The following is an 18,049-nucleotide window of genomic DNA, read 5'->3' as shown; positions in this document are numbered from 1 at the left end:
CTCGCTACCCGATGGGCTCTCCGCGCCGCTGCTGTTCCTTTTGTCGGTCCAGCTTCCAGCGGATCAGCATGTCCACGATCTTGGTGGCCGAGCTCTCGGTGATCGTGCCGAGGGTGACGTAGGACTTGGCGCTGAGAGTGACAGCGCCGTGAATCTTGTCCCGGTCGCTGCTGGGGATGCCGACCTGCTCCAACACGTCCCGGAGCAACTGGGCAGTGCTGTTCGCCTTCTCCTTCGCCTGGCGGTACGCGGGCTCTTCCTCAGCGCGGACCTCGAAGTCTTCAATCATGAGAACCAGTGTGGGGAGGGCGCTGAGTGCGGCCTAGGTTCTTTCCTGTTGCCGCAAGAAGTCGTCGCGGACGTCCACGATCAGCGTGCTCATCTCGGCGTCGTACAGCGCGACTTGGGCGAATCGCTCGAAGGTTTCCAGATAGAGCGCAACGTCCTTCGGGTCGCGGGTGTTCACCTGCGCGTGGAAGGTCTCCACGATGACGAGACGCTCGTCGTAGGCGGAGAAGCACGTCATGGGGAAGTCGGGCATCCGGCGTCCGAGCGGGAGCAGACCCAGCTGAACATTCGGGAGCCGGGCCAGTGAGAGCAGGCGGTCCAGCTGGACCGCCATGACGGCCGGCGGGCAGATCAGCCAGCGCAGGACCGATTCCGTCATCAGGAAGTGGAAGGTGCGGGTGGTGTCGTACAGAGCCTGTTGGCGCTCTAGACGGGCAGCGACGGCCTTGGCCTTGGTCTCAGGACCTAGACCGGGCGGCAGGTCAAAGATCGCCGACATGTACTCCGCGCTCTGGAGGAGGCCGGGAACGAGCTGGCCCTGGAAGAGCCGGAGCGTACGCGTCTGGCTCTCGATCGCCTGGATTTCCTGCTGATGCTTCCAGTAGCCGGTACGCCGTACCGCCCGCCAAGCAGTTGCTTCGGTGGCGGCAGCGCGGGCGGCACGCAGTAGCTCACCCTTGGCGTCGTCGGGGACGTCGAGGGCAGTGAGGATGCGCTCGACGTCCCCGACTGTGGGCAGCGCCTTGCCGGTCTCGATCTTGCTGAGCTTGGACGGCGACATGACCGCCCGACGGGCGGTCGTCTCGGCCTTGTGGCCAGCCGCCTTACGCAGTGCCCGGAGCGCGGCGGCAAGATCCTGGTTCGGTCCGATGCTGCTCAATGCTGGGGGTGACCTGCCCAGTAGTCGGTGAAGTCGGCGGCTTCCTCGAGCGTGCGGTCACGCCATGTCCGGTACCGCTCCAGCGCTTCGGGGCCAAGCGGCTCGGCGCCGAGGAACCCACCCGTGTCGGTGTAGTGCATGCGGTACACGCGAGCGTCGTCGAAGAGCCAGAAGTCGTGGTCCGGGAGGTCCGCGACCGTCTTCTCGGCGATGTCGAGGATGCGGATGTCCTCGCCGGCCTTGACGTTGCCTGGGTAGCCCCACCCGAGTTCGAAGCGCAGGTAGTCGGTCAACGGCGAGCGGACGATGTGGACGCGAGTCAGCGTCTTGCCCACGTCGGTCATCGCGCGTACCCACGGATTGTCCTGCCAGCTGTCCGGCATGGGCTCGCCCGCGAGGAAGGCAGCCAGCTCTTCGCGCTCGCCGTCGACGTCGTAGTAGTCGAGGGTTTCCATCTTGAAGGCGGAGTGCTCAAAGGTCGTGAAGAGTGCGGCGAAGTCGTCATCGGCCAGGAGCATTGAAGAATCCCTCCAGCAGCTCGGCCGTGACCTCGACCGCAGTCTCGTTCTCCGGAAGGTCGAGCTGGGCAAGCCGGTCGCCGTCCAAGATCTTGAAGCCTTGGACGACGTACCGGCCGTCCTCCGTTCGCCACAAGGTCGGGCACGGGCCGTCCTTGCAGTCGCTCGCCAGTTTCTCCAGCGCCATGGCTCCCCCATCCTCCGGTGTCTCGTCCGATGGTCTTCGGCGATGTCACTGCGGGTCAAGGCCGGTCACTTTCCGGAACGGGAAAGTGGAGCAGCCGGAGGTCAGATGCTGATCGCGTCGGTTACACGCAGTCCGTCAGGTTGGGCGAGGGGTTCAGCGATCAACAGCTCGGTAGTGTCGGCTGACGCGGTTGCTGTACTTCGCTGCTGTCCGGACAACGCGAGAGGCCCTCAGGATTTCTCCTGAGGGCCTCTGGCCTGCTGTGCACTCGGCAGGATTCGAACCTGCAACCTTCTGATCCGTAGTCAGATGCTCTATCCGTTAAGCTACGAGTGCTTGGCGTCCGGGGCTTTTCTGCCCCGTCGGCGTTGCAAGAAGAACATTACATGACCTGCGGCCTGAGGTGAAATCGATTAGCCGCACCCATGCTGACCTGCGAAAACGACCGAAGCCCCGTCCTTGCGGACAGGGCTTCGGTGATCTTGCTGCGGAGGCGGAGGGATTTGAACCCTCGATGGGCTTTAAGACCCAAACCGCATTAGCAGTGCGGCGCCATAGACCGGACTAGGCGACGCCTCCAGCGCACCCGCGCGAGCGCGATGTGGTGCGTGCAGATGATGACACAGCCTTGCGGGGTGTCACCAATCCGCCCCCACGGTACAAGGCAGGTGGGCGGCAGGGCAAAGCCCTTCGTGTTGCGCAACGCCGGGCGGGGTGGAGCGTTAGAGGTGACGTGGGTTTTCCGTGCGGGTCGTCTGTTCCTGAGGAGTACGTCATGGTGCGCCGCCTCCTGGCCGGGTTGGTTGTTGTGGGTGGGGTGTACGCCGCCGTCGTGCCGGCCGCCGTCGCCTCCCCGCTCCCCGTACCCGGTGACCGGCTCACCGTCGTCGTGTCGGGCACGGGCGGCGGGGACGGGACCTTCCAGCTCGACTGCGGGCCCGTCGGGGGCGATCATCCGCGGGCGGAGCAGGCCTGTGAGCGGCTGGGCGAGCTGGCGCTGGGCGGGGGCGATCCCTTCGCGCCCGTACCGCCGCATGTCATGTGCACCATGCAGTACGGGGGTCCCGGTGCCGCTCATGTCACCGGTATCTGGCAGGGAAGGAGCGTCGACGCCTCCTTCAACCGCGGCAACGGGTGCGAGATCTCGCGGTGGAACACCCTGGTGCCCGTACTGCCGGATGCGCGGGCCTGAGCTCCGGCGCATGCGCCCGTACACAAATCCTTGGTGAGAGCTCCCCCTCATCCGCCGTCGCGCGGAATGCCGCTGCCTTTAGACTCACTCCACTAGTGCAGTGGCAGGCCGCAAGGTGCAGTGGTTCGTGGGAGGAAGCGTCGTTGTGAGCAGCAGGCCATCCCGAGGCGCTGCTCGCCTCGCAGCCATACTTGACGCCCTTCCGGACGGGCTCTTGCTCGTCAATGCGAACGGCACGGTCGTCAACGCCAACACCATCGCCCTGGAAGCCTTCGAGGCGCCCGGTACGGCGCTCGTCGGGCGCGGGCTGCTCGATCTGCTGCCGGAGTTCGACTCGCGGCTGATCCCGGGGTCGATGCGGCGTCCTGACAGCGCGGACGAGCAGGGCAGGACCAAGCCGACGCGGATGCATGCGCGGCGTACCGACGGCAGTGAGTTCCCTGCCGAGGTGACCAGCGCCAATCTCGAGGACGGGCGCGAGGCCTATGCCTCGTACAGCGGGTACAGCGGTGATGAGCTGCTGATGCTCGTCGTGCGGGATCTGTCCGGGACTGTCGATACCGAGGCTGAGCTTGCCCGGTCCCAGCGGCAGACCGAGATGATCCTGCGGGCTGCCTCCGAGGGTGTCGTCGGGACCGATACGGACGGGCGGGTCGTTCTCGTCAATCCGTCCGTGGCTCAGATTCTTGGGTTCCGGGCCAGTGAGCTCGGTGGCAAGGAGCTGCATCCGTTGGTGCAGCACTCGCGCGCTGATGGCGAGCCGTTTCCGTACGAGGAAAGTGCGCTTGCGGACACGTTGCGGTCCGGGCGCAAGCACCGGGTGCGCGGGCAGGTGCTGTGGGCCAAGGACGGCAGTGTGGTGCCGGTCGACATGACGACCGCGCCCGTACGCGACGGGGAACAGCTCGTGGGCGCTGTTCTGACCTTTGCCGACCGGCGGCCTTACGAGAAGCAGGCCAAGGCCCATGCGGCCGAGCTCAAGGAGCGCGACGCCCGGTACGCGGCCGAGATCGAGGAGCGGGACGAGCGGCTCGCCGCCCTGGAGGGGCGTCATCAGCAGCTGACCGCCGTGCTCGGCGATGCGCTGCGCGGGCCGCTGGAGGAGCTGCGCGGGGAGCTGGGGGCGCTTGCCGCCGATCCGGCCGGGCAGCTGTGGCCCGAGGCCAATCAGATCCTTCATCATCTGGCCGCCGGGTATGCGCGGATGACCACGTTGGTTGATGGGGTGCTTGCTTTTCAGCGGCTCGATGCGGGTGTCGAGGAGCTGAAGAAGAGCCGCGTGATGCTCGATGCCGTGGTGGCAGCGGGTGTTGAGGGGGCTGTGGAGCTCATCGGGCCCGGGCGGGCCCAGTTCGCCGTGCATGCGCCGCCCATAGAGGCCGAGGTGGACGGCGAGCGGCTGGCCGCGGCTCTGGCGCACCTGGTCGCCGATGTGGCGGGCGTGGACGCGACCGGCAAGGCGCGGGTGGCGCCGGGCGGTGCGTATGTGGACTCGACGATCGTGGTGGCCGCCGCGCAGCGCGGTGAGGTCGTACGGATCGAGGTGCGCGGTCCCTACAGCGGGGGAGACCCCGTGCACGAGCCGATCGTGCGGGGCATCGTGCGGGCGCACGGCGGGGTCCTGCAGACGCACGAGGTGCCGGGGATGACCGGCAGTGCGTACGTGCTTGAAGTCCCGTTGGGGGCGGGTGCGGGGACCGTCACGGCCCCTGAGGAGCCTGCTGCTCCTGCCGTGCCCGGTCAGGGCGGCGGGCGGCGGCGGGCCCGGCGGGCCTCCACGGACGCGTTCCTGGAGAGCCCGGTCGAGGGTGGTGCCGCGCCGGCGAAGGAGCCGACGGGGCGGCGGCGGGCGGCTCCGGCCGCTGTGGAGATTCCGGCGCAGGCCGCCGAGCCGGCCGAGGGTTCCGTGGTGACCTCCTCCGAGGAGGCCGCCGTGCAGGCCGGTGGCGGGCGGGCTGCGCGGGGCGAGACCGTGCCGCCGCAGGGTGTGCCCGCCGACGGTGGTGCTCCTGTCGGGCGCCGGGCGCGGCGGCCCGAGGGAGCGCTGGAGATCGAGAGCGGGCTGCCTTCGGCGGGCGGCGCGGAGGCTTCGCCGCAGGGGCAGCCCGGTGGTGGCGGGCGGCGGGCCCGGCGGGCTCTTGCCACCGCTCCGGCTTCTGGTTCGGGTTCGGGTACGGCTTCGGGTTCGGGTGAGGCCGACGCGCCTCGCACTCCGTTCGCGCTGCCGCCCGCCGAGGCGGACCGCGGGCGCGACCTCGGTGACGTACAGCAGCAGGCGCAGGAGCATCCTGCGGAGACTTCTCAGACTCCCCCGGCTGGTGTTCCCGCGGACGGCGGGACGCTCTTCGCCTCGACGGCGGGCTGGGCGGGGCCGAGCGAGACGTCCGCCGCCGCTCCGGCCGCACAGCCGCTGCCCGCGGAGGCTCCGGCGCCGATCAGCGTACGGACGCTGGGGCAGGGTGTGCCCTTCGCGCAGCAGCTCGCCCAGCAGCAGAACCAGGGGCAGAGCCAGGGTCAGGGGCAGAACCTCGGGTCGGGGCGGCGGCGCAAGCTGCACGCGCCGCCGGAGGGTGACCGGGAGAGCGCCACGGATGCCGCTTCCACGCCGGCTCCGGCTTCCGCTCCCGCTCCCGCCGAGCCCGCCGCGCGCCCGCATCCGCAGAGCGGGCCGCAGCAGCGGATCCAGGCGCCGTCCGAGGGGCGTTCGTACGCCATAGGGAAGCCGGACGAAGGCGCCGAGGGGCCCGAGCCGCTCGACGGTCCCGGCGGGGCCGTGGAGGTCGCCAACCGGCCGCAGCCGCAGCCGGTCGACGACGAGCTGCCCCCGGAGCCGCTGGACAACCCGCGGCGGCTGCTGGTCTGGCCGGCGCCGGACGTCTCGACGCAGCAGGCGCTGAGCGACCGCGGCTACCGGCCGGTGATCGTGCACTCGCGCGAGGAGGTCGACGCGCAGATCGCGGCGTTCCCGGCCGCGCTGTTCGTCGACCCGCTGACCGGGCCGATCACGCGTACCGCGCTGCAGTCCTTGCGGCAGGCGGCTGTTGCGGCCGAGGTTCCCGTGCTGGTGACGGCCGGTCTGGGGCAGGCGACGCGGGAGGCGGCGTACGGCGCTGATCCTGCCGTACTGCTGAAGGCGCTCGCGCCGCGCGACAGCGAGCAGCACCCATCGCGGGTACTGCTGATCGAGGAGCACGAGGAGATCGCGCTGGCCCTCACCGCGACGCTGGAGCGGCGCGGGATGCAGGTGGCGCGGGCGGGCACGGACGCGGAGGCCGTGACGCTGGCGGCGCAGATGCGGCCGAACCTGGTGGTCATGGATCTGATGCAGGTACGGAGGCGGCGGGCCGGGATCGTCGACTGGCTGCGCGCGAACGGGCAGTTGAACCGGACGCCGCTGGTCGTCTACACCTCGGCCGGGCTCAACCAGGCGGAGCTGCCGAAGCTGACGTCGGGCGAGACGGTCCTGTTCCTCGCCGAGCGGTCCACGAGCACTGAGGTGCAGGGGCGGATCGTGGACCTGCTGGCGAAGATCGGCACCAACTAGGCGGTGCGGGCGGGGGTTTGAGCCCCCGCCCGTACGCACCTCAGAGCTGCGTGACGTCCAGGGCGCCGTCCGCGTACTGCTTGCGGATGACCTTCTTGTCGAACTTGCCCACCGACGTCTTCGGCACGGCCTCGATCACCGTCCACCGCTCCGGCAGCTGCCACTTGGCGACCGACTCGGCGAGGAAGGCCCGGAGTTCGTCGAAGCCGACCGTCGCCCCCTCCTTCAACACCACGGTGGCCAGGGGCCGTTCGCCCCACTTCGCGTCCGGTACGGCGACGACCGCCGCCTCCGCGATCTGCGGGTGCGCCATCAGCGCGTTCTCCAGGTCCACGCTGGAGATCCACTCGCCGCCGGACTTGATGACGTCCTTGGCGCGGTCGGTGAGCGTCAGATAACCGTCGGGCGAGATGTGGCCGACGTCGCCCGTCTTCAGCCAGCCGTCCTCGCTGAACTTGTCGGCGGGGCGGAAGTTCTCGCCGTCCGCGCCGCCGTAGTACGAACCCGCGATCCAGGGCCCGCGGATCTCCAGCTCACCCGTCGACTCGCCGTCCCAGGGCAGGAGTTCACCTGCGGGGCCGACCAGCCGGGGCTCGACGCCGGCGGGGAAGCGGCCCTGGCTGAGGCGGTACGGCCACTCCTCCTCGGCGGTCAGTCCTGCGGGCGGGTTGGAGACGGTGCCCAGCGGCGAGGTCTCGGTCATGCCCCAGGCGTGGCAGAGCCGTACGCCCAGCTTGTCGTACGCCTCCATCAGCGAGGGCGGGCAGGCCGAGCCGCCGATGGTGACCGACTTCATGCAGGAGATGTCGCGCGGGCGCGCGGTGACTTCGGCAAGGAGGCCCTGCCAGATGGTGGGGACCGCGGCGGCGTGCGAGGGCTGCTCGGCGACGATCATGTCGGCGAGCGGGGCGGGCTGCAGGAAGCGGTCGGGCATCAGCATGTTCACGCCGGTCATGAAGCTGGCGTGCGGCAGGCCCCAGGCGTTGACGTGGAACTGCGGGACGACGACGAGGGTCGTGTCGCGGTCCGTCAGGCCCATCGACTGGGCGGTGTTGACCTGCATGGAGTGCAGATAAATGGAGCGGTGGGAGTAGACGACGCCCTTGGGGTCGCCGGTGGTGCCCGAGGTGTAGCAGAGGGCGGCGGCCTGGCGTTCGTCGATCTCGGGCCAGTCGTACGCCGTCGGGCGGTCCGCGATCAGCTCCTCGTACTCGTGGACGCGTGCCTGCGCGCCGGCGAGGAGGCTGCGGTCGCCGGGGCCGCTGACGACGATGTGCTCGACGCTCGGCAGCCGGGGGAGGAGCGGGGCGAGGAGGGGGAGGAGGGAGCCGTTGACGATGATCACTCGGTCGTCGGCGTGTGCCACGACCCAGACCAACTGCTCTGCGGGGAGGCGGAGGTTGAGGGTGTGGAGGACCGCGCCCATGGAGGGGATCGCGAGGTACGCCTCGACGTGCTCGGCGTTGTTCCACATGAGGGTGGCGACGCGCTGGTCGCCCTCGACGCCCAGCTCGTCGCGGAGCGCGTTCGCCAGCTGGACGGCGCGTACGCCCGCCTCGGCGAAGGAGCGGCGGTGCGGCTCCTGGCCCTCGCCGGTCCAGGTCGTGATCTGCGAGCTGCCGTGCACCAGCGTCCCGTGGACGAGGATGCGGGTCACAGTCAGTGGTACGTCCTGCATGGTGCTCAGCACGGCGTCCTCCCGGGGGCAGCGTTGCCTACGCGACGGTAATGTGGCGCAATTCTGCGCACGTACCGCACGGTATGTCACTACCCGGAGAGAACTACGCCCGGGGGATCAGCGGGGAATCAGCGGTGGATCAGCGCACCGGGGACAGCTCCGGGTCCTCGCGGAGCTTGCCGAGGGCGCGGGAGACGGCGCTCTTGACCGTACCGATGGAGACGCCGAGCACCTCGGCCGTCTGGGCCTCGCTGAGGTCCTCGTAGTACCGCAGGACGACCATCGCCCGCTGGCGGTCCGGAAGTTTCATGATCGCGCGCCACATCGCGTCGCGGAGCGCCTGCTGTTCGGCGGCGTCGGGGGCGGGTGCGGCCTCCGGCTCGGGGAGCTCGTCGCAGACGAACTCGTCGACCTTGCGCTTGCGCCACTGGGAGGTGCGGGTGTTGAGGAGTGCGCGCCGCACATACCCGTCGAGCGCGCGGTGGTCCTCGATCCGTTCCCATGCGACATACGTCTTGGTGAGCGCGGTCTGCAGCAGGTCCTCGGCGTCGCTCGGGTTGGCGGTGAGCGAGCGGGCGGTGCGCAGCAGCACGGGGCCACGCGCCCGCATGTACGTCGCGAAGGACGGGTAGGGCGACGCCGCCTTCGACGCGCTGTTGCAGACGGGCTCCACGGTTGTGGTCATGAGTCCACGCTAGAAGCGGGCGCCGCCCCGGGGATCGGCCACAGGTGCCGAAGCGGGCTCCGCCTCAGGTTGTAGGGGTGGGGCTGTCTCCACCTCCTGAAGGTGGAGAGACTCCCTCCGAACCTCAGGGTTTACCGGATTCTGGCCACCGGGGCGTCGACCCGGCTGCGGTCGACGGTCAGCCTCCGGCCGCCGTGCGTCTCGGCCACATTGCCCGCGTACTGGTGGATACGGCGGTGCCCCTGCCACCCGTCGGGGTGCAGCGCCCGCTCCCCGTAGAGCGTGGGCCTGGTGTGCCAGCGGGCGAACCAGATGACCGACGGCATGTCCCCGACCCCGGCCCGGCGGGCGCGCTCGACATGGGCGACCCCGGAGTCGGCGCTGCTGTAGAAGCCGGGGAGATAGCCGTGCCGGCGCACTTCGCGGTTCCAGGCGCGGACGAAGGCCAGGGTGGTGTCCGCGCACCGGCGGTTGCCCGTGTCGTACGCCTCCAGGTCGAGGTAGAGCGGGCTGGTCCTGCGCATGCCGAGCGCCTTCGCCCGGTGGACCGCCTGCCGTCCCTCGATCCGGCCCCGGCGCCAGGGGTCGCGGCCGATCCGTACGTCCCGCTTGTGCCTGGCCCCCACGCAGGGGGCCTGCGAACCGACGAAGACCGGCAGCACCTGCCAGCCCATCCGGTGCACCTGTCCCACCCAGCGCCGGCTGAGATTCGGCTGGTGAGGACAGCCGCGCCCGCGCCCCGCGTAGTACACCCCGACGGCCCGGTACCGCGAGGAGAGCCAGGCCCGCATCGTCTCCGCGGACGGGGTCTTGCAGGTGTCGAAGGCCCAGCCGCTGAAGTGGACGGCACCGGCCGCCGTCGCCTCGTCCTGCTCGGCCGCATCGGCCTGTGCCTCCCTGACGGGCAGGAGTACGAGCAGGACGGCCAGCACGCTCAGCAGTCGCGGCGCGTATCCCCGGATCCTCTTCCACAGCTCCAGTCGCATAGGCGCAGTGAACGGGTCCCGGACCGGACCGGCCACCGCACAGCCGCCGTCCTCAGCCGTCCGAGCCCAGGATCAGTCCGGACGTGGGAACACCGGTGCCCGCGGTCACCAGGGTCCTGGCGGCCCCGGGTATCTGGTTCACGGACGTGCCCCGGAGCTGTCGCACGGCCTCCGCGATGCCGTTCATCCCGTGGAGATACGCCTCCCCCAGCTGCCCGCCGTGCGTGTTCAGCGGCAGGGCGTCCTCGGCGACGAAGTCCGCCGCCTCACCCGGTTTGCAGAACCCGAACTCCTCCAGCTGCATCAGCACGAACGGCGTGAAGTGGTCGTAGAGAATCCCCACGTCGATGTCGGAGGGGGCGAGCCCCGAGGTCCGCCAGAGCTGCTGCGCGACCACGCTCATCTCGGGCAGTCCGCTGAGATCGTCGCGGTAGAAGCTGGTCATCTGCTCCTGCGCCCGCCCCGCGCCCTGCGCCGCGGCGACGATCACCGCGGGCGGACGGCGCAGATCCCGGGCCCGCTCGACGCTGGTCACCACGATCGCCTGCCCGCCGTCGGTCTCCTGGCAGCAGTCGAGCAGCCGCAGCGGCTCGACGATCCAGCGCGAGGCCGCATGATCGGCGAGCGTGATCGGTTTGCCGTGGAAGTACGCGGCCGGGTTGCGGGCGGCATGACGCCGGTCCGTCACCGCCACATGCCCGAAGGCCTCGGGGGTCAGGTTGTACGTGTGGAGATAGCGCTGCGCCGCCATCGCCACCCAGGAGGCGGGCGTCAGCAGTCCGAACGGCAGCGCCCAGCCGAGCGCCGCCCCCTCCGCCGACGGCTCGCGGTGCTGCACCCCGGACCCGAACCGGCGCCCGGAGCGTTCGTTGAACGCCCGGTAGCAGACGACGACTTCGGCGACCCCGGTCGCCACGGCGAGTGCGGCCTGCTGCACGGTGGCGCAGGCGGCCCCTCCGCCGTAGTGGATCCGCGAGAAGAAGGACAGCTCGCCGATGCCGGCCGCCTGGGCGACGGTGATCTCGGGGCTGGTGTCCATGGTGAAGGTGACCAGGCCGTCGACGTCGGCCGGGGTGAGCCCGGCGTCGTCGAGCGCCGACTGCACGGCTTCCACGGCCAGTTTGAGCTCGCTGCGACCGGAGTTCTTGGAGAACTCGGTCGCCCCGATGCCCACGACGGCGGCCTTTCCGCCGAGCGCATCACGTGTCCGCAGGCTCATGCGCCCACCTCCACCGTCACGGTGCCGGTCACGTGGTGCCCGATCCCGTTGGCCCCCACGACCCGCACCTGCGCCGTGTCCCCGTCGACGGCGACGACCGTCCCGGTCAACACCATCGTGTCTCCGGGGTAGTTGGGTGCCCCGAGCCGGATGGCAACCTTCCGCAGCGAGGACCGCGCTCCGAAGTGGTCGGTGATGTAGCGGCCGACCAGGCCGTTGGTCGTCAGGATGTTCATGAAGATGTCGGGGGAGCCCTTCGCCCTGGCCGCCTCGGCATCGTGGTGCACGTCCTGGTAGTCCCGCGATGCCACCGCGCCCGCCACGATCAGCGTGCGGGTGATCGGGATCTCCAGCGGCTCCAGCTCCTCGCCGACCCTCATACCGTCTCCCCCTCCTCTGCGATCAACTGCCCCAGTTCGGCGAGGACTTCGCCCCCGCTCCCCAGATACGCGTCGAGCTGACGCCCCCAGAGGAAGTGCCGGTGCACGGGGTGCTCCAGGTCGGCGCCCATCCCGCCGTGCAGATGCTGTCCGGCGTGCACGACGCGCCTCCCCGCCTCGGACGCCCACCAGGCCGCCGTCAGCGCATGGGTCTCGTACGCGAGGCCCTCGTCATGGCGCCAGGCGGCCTCGTACACCGTCACCCGTATCGCCTCGGTGTCCATGTACGCGTCGGCGGCCCGCAGCAGCACCGCCTGGTTGGTGGAGAGCGGCCGCCCGAACTGCTCGCGCACCGAGGTGTACGCGACGGCCCGCGCGAGCGACCCCGCGCACACCCCGGCCTGCAGTCCCGCGAACGCGGTGCGGCCCGCGGTGAGCACGGACGCACAGGCACCCCCGTCGCCGATGCGCTCGCCCACCGCCCCTTCGAGCACCAGCCGCCCGGCGCGCCAGGGAGCTGTCAGTTCAACGGGCTCGACCTCCAGTCCGGCGGTCTCCACGAGAAAACATCCCGTCCCCGCATCCGGCTGAACGGCCGGCACCAGCACATGCGTCGCGTCCCGCAGCCACGGCACCGCGGGCAGAACCCCGCTCAACCGGCCCTCCCCGTCGGCCCGTACACCTCCGCGCTCCGGGAACGCCCCGGCCACCACCGCCGTCCCGTCCCGGAACCCGGGCAGCAGCCGCTCCCGCTGCTCGTCCGTCCCGTGCTCGCCCACCGCGAGCAGCCCGTACACCCCGTGCGCGGCGAAGGGCACTTGCGCCGTCGTCCGCCCCATCTCCTCCAGGACCAGGACCAGTCCGAGCAGACCTGTCTCCTCCACGGCCGCCACCAGACCGGCCGCGCACAACGCCTTCCACAGCTCGGCGTCCGTCCCCGTCCCGGCCGCCGTCAGCCTCTCGTGCGTGGAGAGGTCCCCGAAGATCTGCGCCGCCAGCTCCTGCGCGGCTCCCTGCTCCTCCGTGGGCGTGAAATCCATGTCAGCCGTCACTCCCTCTGAAGACGGGCAGTTCCAACTCCGGGTCCACCCGCAGGAATTCGAGCCGCACCGGCATTCCGATCCGCACCTTGTCGGCGTCCACCCCCACCACATTGCTGACCATCCGCACCCCTTCGGAGAGCTCGATCAGCCCCACCGCATAAGGGGGATCAAAGGCAGGGAAGGGCGGATGGTGCATCACCACGTACGAATAGACCGTCCCCGCGCCGCTCGCCTCGACCGTGTCCCACTCCTGCGACCCGCACGCATTGCACCCGGGCAGCCAGGGGAACCGCAGCGTCCCGCATCCCCCGCACCGCTGGATGAGCAGCCGATGCTCGGAAACCCCTTCCCAGAAACCGGCGTTGTCGCGATTGACGACGGGCCGCGGACGCTGCCCCGCAGGCTTCTTCTCCCCCTTCTCCTTCTTCTCGGCCGGGGCGTACTTGAGGATCCGGAAGCGGTGCGTCCCGGCCAGCTCCCCGTCGGCCCTGACGTCCATCCGTGTGGTGACGAAGTGCCCCGTCCCCAGCTTCGTCGTCTTCCGCTCCGACACCGACTCGATCACCGCGTCGAAGGTGATCGAGTCCCCCGGCCGCAGATCCCGCAGATACTCCTGCTCGCAGTCGGTCGCGACGACCGAGGTGAACCCCGCCCCGTCGAGCAGCGCGAACAGCTCGTCCTGCGCCTCCGACCGCGCCGTGTGCCCAGAGAGCCCGCCCATCGTCCAGGCCTGCAGCATCGTCGGCGGCGCGACCCCCGGATACGCCGGGTGGGCATCGCCCATCGCCTCGCACCAGTGCCGGATCATCGCCTCGTTGACGACGTCCTTGCCCACCCCGGCAACGGCAGCGGGCAGCCCCTCAAAGACCTTCAACTCCCCGTCGATATTCACCGCTTGCGGCTCCTCATCCCGAGCCGCATCGTCGCCACGATCTCCCGCTGCACCTCGCTCACCCCGCCCCCGAAGGTATTGATCTGCGCCGCCCGGTTCATCCGCTCAAGCTCCCCGTCCCCGAAGCCCCCCGGCGACCCCGCCCTGACCAGTCCCGCCTCCCCCGCAACTTCCTGACACATCTGGTACACCGCCACCGTCGATTCGGTTCCCAAAAACTTCACGCCACTTGCATCTCCCGGCGCGAGCGTCCCGGCCCCCACGTCCCCCACAAGGCGCCAGTTGAGCAGTCGCACCGCCGCCAGCCGCGCATGAATCTCCGCCAGCCTCGCCTGCACCCACGGCCGGTCGGCCGCCCGCTCGCCCGTGTCCGGATCAACGGTCCGCGCCTGCGCGAGCACCGCCGCGTACGCGTCCTCCGCCTGCATCCCGATCGCCGCGAGCGCGACCCGTTCATGGTTGAGCTGGTTGGTGATCAGCCCCCAGCCGGCGTTCTCCTCGCCCACCAGATTCCCGGCGGGCACCCGTATCCCGTCGTAGTACGTGGCGGTCGTCGTCAGCCCGCCCACGGTCTCGATGGGCGTCCAGGAGAACCCGGGCGCATCCGTCGGGACCAGCACGATCGAGATGCCCTTGTGCTTGGGCGCCTCGGTGTCCGTACGGCAGGCGAGCCAGATCCAGTCCGCGTTCTGCGCGTTGGAGGTGAAGACCTTCTGCCCGTCGATCAGCCAGTCCCCGCCCTCCCGCACCGCGCGCGTCCGCAGCGACGCCAGATCGGTCCCGGCCTCGGGCTCGCTGTACCCGATGGCGAAGACGACGTCCCCGCTCAGGATCCGCGGCAGGAAGTACTCCTTCTGCTCCTGCGTCCCGTACTTCATCAGGGTCGGCCCGACCGTGTTCAGGGTCACCATCGACACGGGAGCACCCGCCCGGTAGGCCTCGTCGAAGAAGACGAACTGCTCGTCGGGGCCCCGCCCTTGACCGCCGTACTCGACGGGCCACCCGAGCCCCAGCATTCCGTCGGCGCCGATGCGCCGCAGCAGGGCCCGCTGTTCGGCGGGCCCCTCACCGGGCCCGTCCCGCATCACATCTCTGAAGTACGACCGGAGCTCGGCACGCAGCGACTGCTGCCGCTCCGTAGGGGCGAGGTGCACGTCGGCAGGCTCCTTCCGGAGCAAAGGGGCGTACGGATCAGGGTTTCTGACTGTCCGTCAGATTCGTGTCCCCTGTCAAGGCAACGGCGCAGCGCAAAACAGTCCGGCGACGGCACCGAAGTGCCGTCGCCGGACTGTCGTTCACCCCGTGACCCGGACCCCCTTCGGGCCGCGGACTACCAGAGCTGCGTGAAGTTGACCGTGGTGTTGGACTGGTCGATCTTCGTGAAGCGCGAGCCGTTGACGCTGGCCGTGTTGTTCTGGTTCGACGCTCCTGCGCCGGTCGCCACCTGCTGCGTGGTGGTCGAGTTGCCGCTGTTGTTGTGCCCGACGCCGCTGCCGCTGACGGTGGCGACAGTCGCGTTGGATCCGTGGTCCGCGAAAGAGCCGTTGTCGGCGGAGGCAACGCCGGTGAACAGGGCGGCCGCCAGGGGCAGGGCGGCGGCGGCGGCGATGACGCGGGCGGTACGGATGCTTGCCATGTGAATTCCTCCAGGAACCAGAAAAACGGCTTGTGCGGGAACGGTTGGCCGACCGCCCCGACGCTGTGTGCTCGACGTCGCGAATCCAGAATTGCCCACCGAACCCCCGGCGAACCACTCCAGAAGCCCTCTTTCCCTCGCAAGCGTGACGTTAAGTCGATAAACCCCCTTCACGCCCCCAAAATCCCAGCTCAAACCCGGTCAGGTCACCCGAACGCAGTCGCCCCATGAGGCGAAGCGTTCCTCCAGGTCCTTAACCTCTTCCCTTGCTCGAACATTCGTACGAACATAGAGGCATGGCCACCACCGACCGGCACTCCGCCACCCTGGCCCTCGCCCATGCGCTTTCCGCCGCCGAGCGCGGGCTTCCCGTCATCCCCCTGTCCCGTACGAAGCTCCCCGCGCTCCCTTCACCCCACCGCGCGCCCCACCAGCAAGCCGCCCCCGAGCCGGTCCTCTGCCGGGGCGAATGCGGTCGCACGGGTCACGGCGTCCACGACGCCTCCACCGACCCTGCCGTCGTCCGCGCGATGTTCGCCGCAGCCCCCTGGGCCACCGGCTACGGCATCGCCTGCGGCCGGCCCCCGCACCACCTCATCGGCATCGACCTCGACACCAAGTCCGACACGGACTCCACGGCGGCGCTGCGCCACCTGGCGTTGCAACACCTCTTCACGATCCCGGAGACGGTCACCGTGCTCACGCCCAGCGGCGGCCGCCATCTCTGGCTCACCGGTCCGCCGGACACGGTCGTCCCCAACTCCGCGAGCCGGCTCGCTCCCGGCATCGACATCCGCGGGGCAGGCGGGTACCTCGTGGGACCCGGTTCACTCACGGTCCACGGCATCTACCGCCTTGCTCCGGGCACAGCGCACCTCGCGCCCGCACCCGTCCCGCACACACTGCTACGTCTGCTCACGCCACCCGCGGCGCGCAGCACCCACCACCTCACAGGCCGTCCCGCTCACGGCAGCGGCCTGGTGCAGTTCGTGCTCGCCGCCCACGAGGGACAGCGCAATACCCGTCTGTTCTGGGCCGCCTGCCGCGCCTACGAGAACGGTCTCGGCGACGACGTCACCGACCTGCTCTGCGATGCGGCTGTACGTACCGGACTCACCGAGCACGAAGCTCGTGCCACCATCGCCTCGGCAGCCCGCCTGACGATGGCCCCACTGCGGCCGGATCAGGCCGGCTGAAGCTCTGCCTGACGCTGCTCCGCCGGACGCTGCTCGGGCCGGAGCGCCGCACTCGCAACGGGAGCGTCCTGCTCGTCGTCCGTGGCGTCCGTGTCGAGCGGCACATGGCGGGTCGAGGGCGAGGAACCGTGCGCCTCGGCGCGGATGCGCTGCTTCATCGTGGGCGGCAGTGCCCGGTCCTTGGGCAACGCCCACCACGCGACCGGCTCAAGCGCCTTCAGCGCACGCGCCTCCGCCGCGGTCGGCTTGCAGGAAGCGGCCGGAGCGGTTACGGCCTGCGGGGCGGCGGCAGTGGCGGGGGTGGAGAAGCCGAGCAGCGCGAAGAGCGCGAAGAACGCGGTGGTGAAGGCGGCCCACACCTTCTTGGCCTGACTGGTCATGACGGAACCTCACTTTTCGAGTGGAGCGATTTGCATACCTTTCACATGATGTAGATGGATTCGGTAGGGCCAAGGACCGACGCCCCGGCCGCGCAGTTCTTCTGATGAACACCACCCGTATGGCCTCTCCGGGGTGCGCGACCCCGCGGGAAGGGTTCCGCTGAACCCATCAGCTGATGCCCCGTCAGGAGAGGCCCACCCGTGTCACAGCCCATGTCTCCGCCCAAGCGCCGCAAGCGCCGTCCCGTCCTCCGCTCCCTGCTCGCGGCGGGTGTGGTGCTGCTCGGCACGCTCGGCTGGTCGGTCGGCGAAGCCCTCACGTACCCCGGCGACGACTCGACGGCGGCGCGGCTGGCCGGCTGGGCGCGCGAGCACGAGCTGGGCGTCGTGGTCGACAAGCTGGAGAACCTGAAGTACGACCTCGACCCGCCGCAGGTCGGCGGCTCGCTCTCGGCCGAGGCCCAGGCCCGGATGAAGAAGGCCGCGGCTCCCAGCCCCGTCAAGCCGCACAAGGCCGGCCTCGCCCTGCGCACCCCGATGCCGACCGCAGTCCGCCCCGCCCTCCCCGGCGAGGGGGTCTGGCGCGCGCTGGCCACCGCGCACGGGCGCCCGATCGTGCAGGGGACGTACGTACGCCCCGATGCCGACCACACCTCGTACGAAGCGGCGATCGCCTGGATCAGCACCAAGCACTCCCGCTTCCAGCTCCACCCCGGCCTGCGCGAGCCGGGCGGCACCTTCTCGGTCCCGCCGAACATCCCGCACGGCCAGCGCAAGAACCTGGTCGCCACCTGGAACGGCGGCTTCAAGATCACCGACGGCGGCTCGAACGGCGGCTTCTACCTCAACGGCGAGTACGCGGGCGAGCTCCGCGACGGCGCCGCCTCCGAGGTCTTCTACCGCGACGGCTCCATCAAGATCGGCGTCTGGGGCCGCGACGTCCGTATGACGCGCGACGTCGTCGGGGTGCGCCAGTGCCTGGAGCTGATGGTCGACGGCGGCCAGGTCGTCCCCGACATCGACGACGACTCCAAGTGGGGCGCCACCGACCAGAGCGCGATGTTCGTCGAGCGCTCGGGCGTCGGCGTCACGGCGAAGGGCGACATCATCATGGTCGTCGGCCAGGCCCTCACCGCCCGTACGCTCGCGGAGCTGATGCAGAACGCGGGCGCGGTGCGCGCGATGCCGCTGGACATGAACCGCGCCTGGCCGTCCTTCATGAGCTACGACGGCCGCAAGAACCCGGCCGACCCGAAGCCCACGAACATCCTCGACTTCGAGAACCCGGCGGAGCGCTACTACAACCAGGCCACCCGCGACTTCGTGGCGGTCTACGCCCGCTGAC

18 protein-coding genes and 2 tRNA genes are annotated in these 18,049 nt (G+C 70.1%); 4 read left to right on the top strand and 16 right to left on the bottom strand.

Going from position 1 to position 18,049, the window contains the following annotated elements; translation table 11 throughout:
- Nucleotides 1-4 precede the first annotated feature (4 nt).
- The 6 genes from OG707_RS20150 to OG707_RS20125 all read right to left on the bottom strand — a co-directional run bounded on the left by OG707_RS20150 (nucleotide 5) and on the right by OG707_RS20125 (nucleotide 2,452).
- Entirely contained in the window at nucleotides 5-289 is a 285-nt protein-coding gene (locus tag OG707_RS20150; RefSeq protein ID WP_329120232.1) for a hypothetical protein, read from the bottom strand.
- Nucleotides 290-322: 33 nt separating this feature from the next.
- Nucleotides 323-1,168 carry a helix-turn-helix domain-containing protein gene (locus OG707_RS20145; protein WP_329120230.1) on the bottom strand — a complete coding sequence of 282 codons (846 nt, stop codon included), beginning with the start codon at nucleotides 1,166-1,168 and terminating at the stop codon, nucleotides 323-325.
- Entirely contained in the window at nucleotides 1,165-1,686 is a 522-nt protein-coding gene (locus tag OG707_RS20140; RefSeq protein ID WP_329120228.1) for a DUF6879 family protein, read from the bottom strand. Before OG707_RS20140 ends, OG707_RS20145 begins: the two co-directional genes overlap by 4 nt.
- The gene (locus OG707_RS20135; RefSeq protein WP_329120226.1) at nucleotides 1,670-1,873 is read right to left on the bottom strand and encodes a hypothetical protein; all 204 of its coding nucleotides are present in this window, start codon (nucleotides 1,871-1,873) and stop codon (nucleotides 1,670-1,672) included. Before OG707_RS20135 ends, OG707_RS20140 begins: the two co-directional genes overlap by 17 nt.
- 263 nt (nucleotides 1,874-2,136) lie before the next feature.
- Nucleotides 2,137-2,209, bottom strand: a tRNA-Arg gene (locus tag OG707_RS20130).
- A gap of 152 nt (nucleotides 2,210-2,361) precedes the next feature.
- Nucleotides 2,362-2,452 (bottom strand) — tRNA-Ser (locus OG707_RS20125).
- Between the two features lie 196 nt (nucleotides 2,453-2,648).
- On the opposite strand from OG707_RS20125, the gene OG707_RS20120 reads away from it, so the two are divergent.
- Together OG707_RS20120 and OG707_RS20115 are read left to right on the top strand one after the other, a co-directional pair.
- The gene (locus OG707_RS20120) at nucleotides 2,649-3,065 is read left to right on the top strand and encodes an SSI family serine proteinase inhibitor (RefSeq protein WP_329120224.1); all 417 of its coding nucleotides are present in this window, start codon (nucleotides 2,649-2,651) and stop codon (nucleotides 3,063-3,065) included.
- A 145-nt stretch (nucleotides 3,066-3,210) separates the two neighbouring features.
- Nucleotides 3,211-6,609: a PAS domain-containing protein gene (locus OG707_RS20115; protein WP_329120222.1), complete on the top strand. Its 3,399-nt coding sequence runs from the start codon at nucleotides 3,211-3,213 to the stop codon at nucleotides 6,607-6,609.
- A 40-nt stretch (nucleotides 6,610-6,649) separates the two neighbouring features.
- Here OG707_RS20115 and OG707_RS20110 read toward each other — a convergent pair whose 3' ends face one another.
- The 9 genes from OG707_RS20110 to OG707_RS20070 all read right to left on the bottom strand — a co-directional run bounded on the left by OG707_RS20110 (nucleotide 6,650) and on the right by OG707_RS20070 (nucleotide 15,128).
- Nucleotides 6,650-8,299, bottom strand: a complete 1,650-nt coding sequence (locus OG707_RS20110) for a long-chain fatty acid--CoA ligase (RefSeq protein WP_329120220.1) — start codon at nucleotides 8,297-8,299, stop codon at nucleotides 6,650-6,652.
- 127 nt (nucleotides 8,300-8,426) lie between these two features.
- Complete coding sequence (locus OG707_RS20105; RefSeq protein ID WP_329120218.1) at nucleotides 8,427-8,972, bottom strand: SigE family RNA polymerase sigma factor; 546 nt, start codon at nucleotides 8,970-8,972, stop codon at nucleotides 8,427-8,429.
- Between the two features lie 131 nt (nucleotides 8,973-9,103).
- Nucleotides 9,104-9,958 carry a DUF1906 domain-containing protein gene (locus tag OG707_RS20100; RefSeq protein WP_329120216.1) on the bottom strand — a complete coding sequence of 285 codons (855 nt, stop codon included), beginning with the start codon at nucleotides 9,956-9,958 and terminating at the stop codon, nucleotides 9,104-9,106.
- A 52-nt stretch (nucleotides 9,959-10,010) separates the two neighbouring features.
- The gene (locus OG707_RS20095) at nucleotides 10,011-11,177 is read right to left on the bottom strand and encodes a lipid-transfer protein (RefSeq protein WP_329120214.1); all 1,167 of its coding nucleotides are present in this window, start codon (nucleotides 11,175-11,177) and stop codon (nucleotides 10,011-10,013) included.
- Nucleotides 11,174-11,557, bottom strand: coding sequence for a MaoC family dehydratase (locus OG707_RS20090; RefSeq protein WP_329120212.1), 384 nt, complete (start codon nucleotides 11,555-11,557; stop codon nucleotides 11,174-11,176). Before OG707_RS20090 ends, OG707_RS20095 begins: the two co-directional genes overlap by 4 nt.
- Nucleotides 11,554-12,597, bottom strand: a complete 1,044-nt coding sequence (locus OG707_RS20085) for an acyl-CoA dehydrogenase family protein (protein ID WP_329120211.1) — start codon at nucleotides 12,595-12,597, stop codon at nucleotides 11,554-11,556. Before OG707_RS20085 ends, OG707_RS20090 begins: the two co-directional genes overlap by 4 nt.
- A 1-nt stretch (nucleotide 12,598) precedes the next feature.
- The gene (locus OG707_RS20080; protein WP_329120210.1) at nucleotides 12,599-13,492 is read right to left on the bottom strand and encodes a bifunctional MaoC family dehydratase N-terminal/OB-fold nucleic acid binding domain-containing protein; all 894 of its coding nucleotides are present in this window, start codon (nucleotides 13,490-13,492) and stop codon (nucleotides 12,599-12,601) included.
- Nucleotides 13,489-14,646, bottom strand: coding sequence for an acyl-CoA dehydrogenase family protein (locus tag OG707_RS20075; protein ID WP_329120208.1), 1,158 nt, complete (start codon nucleotides 14,644-14,646; stop codon nucleotides 13,489-13,491). The genes OG707_RS20080 and OG707_RS20075 overlap by 4 nt, the downstream gene beginning before the upstream one ends.
- Nucleotides 14,647-14,822: 176 nt before the next feature.
- Nucleotides 14,823-15,128 (bottom strand): hypothetical protein, encoded by a 306-nt coding sequence (locus tag OG707_RS20070; protein ID WP_329120206.1) that lies wholly within the window; start codon nucleotides 15,126-15,128, stop codon nucleotides 14,823-14,825.
- Between the two features lie 296 nt (nucleotides 15,129-15,424).
- On the opposite strand from OG707_RS20070, the gene OG707_RS20065 reads away from it, so the two are divergent.
- A complete protein-coding gene (locus OG707_RS20065; RefSeq protein WP_329120204.1) occupies nucleotides 15,425-16,324 on the top strand; it encodes a bifunctional DNA primase/polymerase in 900 nt (299 codons plus the stop codon).
- On the opposite strand, the gene OG707_RS20060 is transcribed toward OG707_RS20065, so the two are convergent.
- On the bottom strand, nucleotides 16,312-16,704 hold the full coding sequence (locus OG707_RS20060) for a DUF6344 domain-containing protein (protein WP_329120202.1): 393 nt from the start codon (nucleotides 16,702-16,704) through the stop codon (nucleotides 16,312-16,314). The genes OG707_RS20065 and OG707_RS20060 overlap by 13 nt on opposite strands.
- Before the next feature lie 201 nt (nucleotides 16,705-16,905).
- On the opposite strand from OG707_RS20060, the gene OG707_RS20055 reads away from it, so the two are divergent.
- A complete protein-coding gene (locus tag OG707_RS20055) occupies nucleotides 16,906-18,048 on the top strand; it encodes a phosphodiester glycosidase family protein (RefSeq protein WP_329120199.1) in 1,143 nt (380 codons plus the stop codon).
- Nucleotide 18,049 lies beyond the last annotated feature (1 nt).

This window comes from Streptomyces sp. NBC_01465 (genome assembly GCF_036227325.1).
Taxonomy (GTDB): domain Bacteria; phylum Actinomycetota; class Actinomycetes; order Streptomycetales; family Streptomycetaceae; genus Streptomyces.
This window is presented reverse-complemented; position numbering and strand designations above follow the sequence as displayed.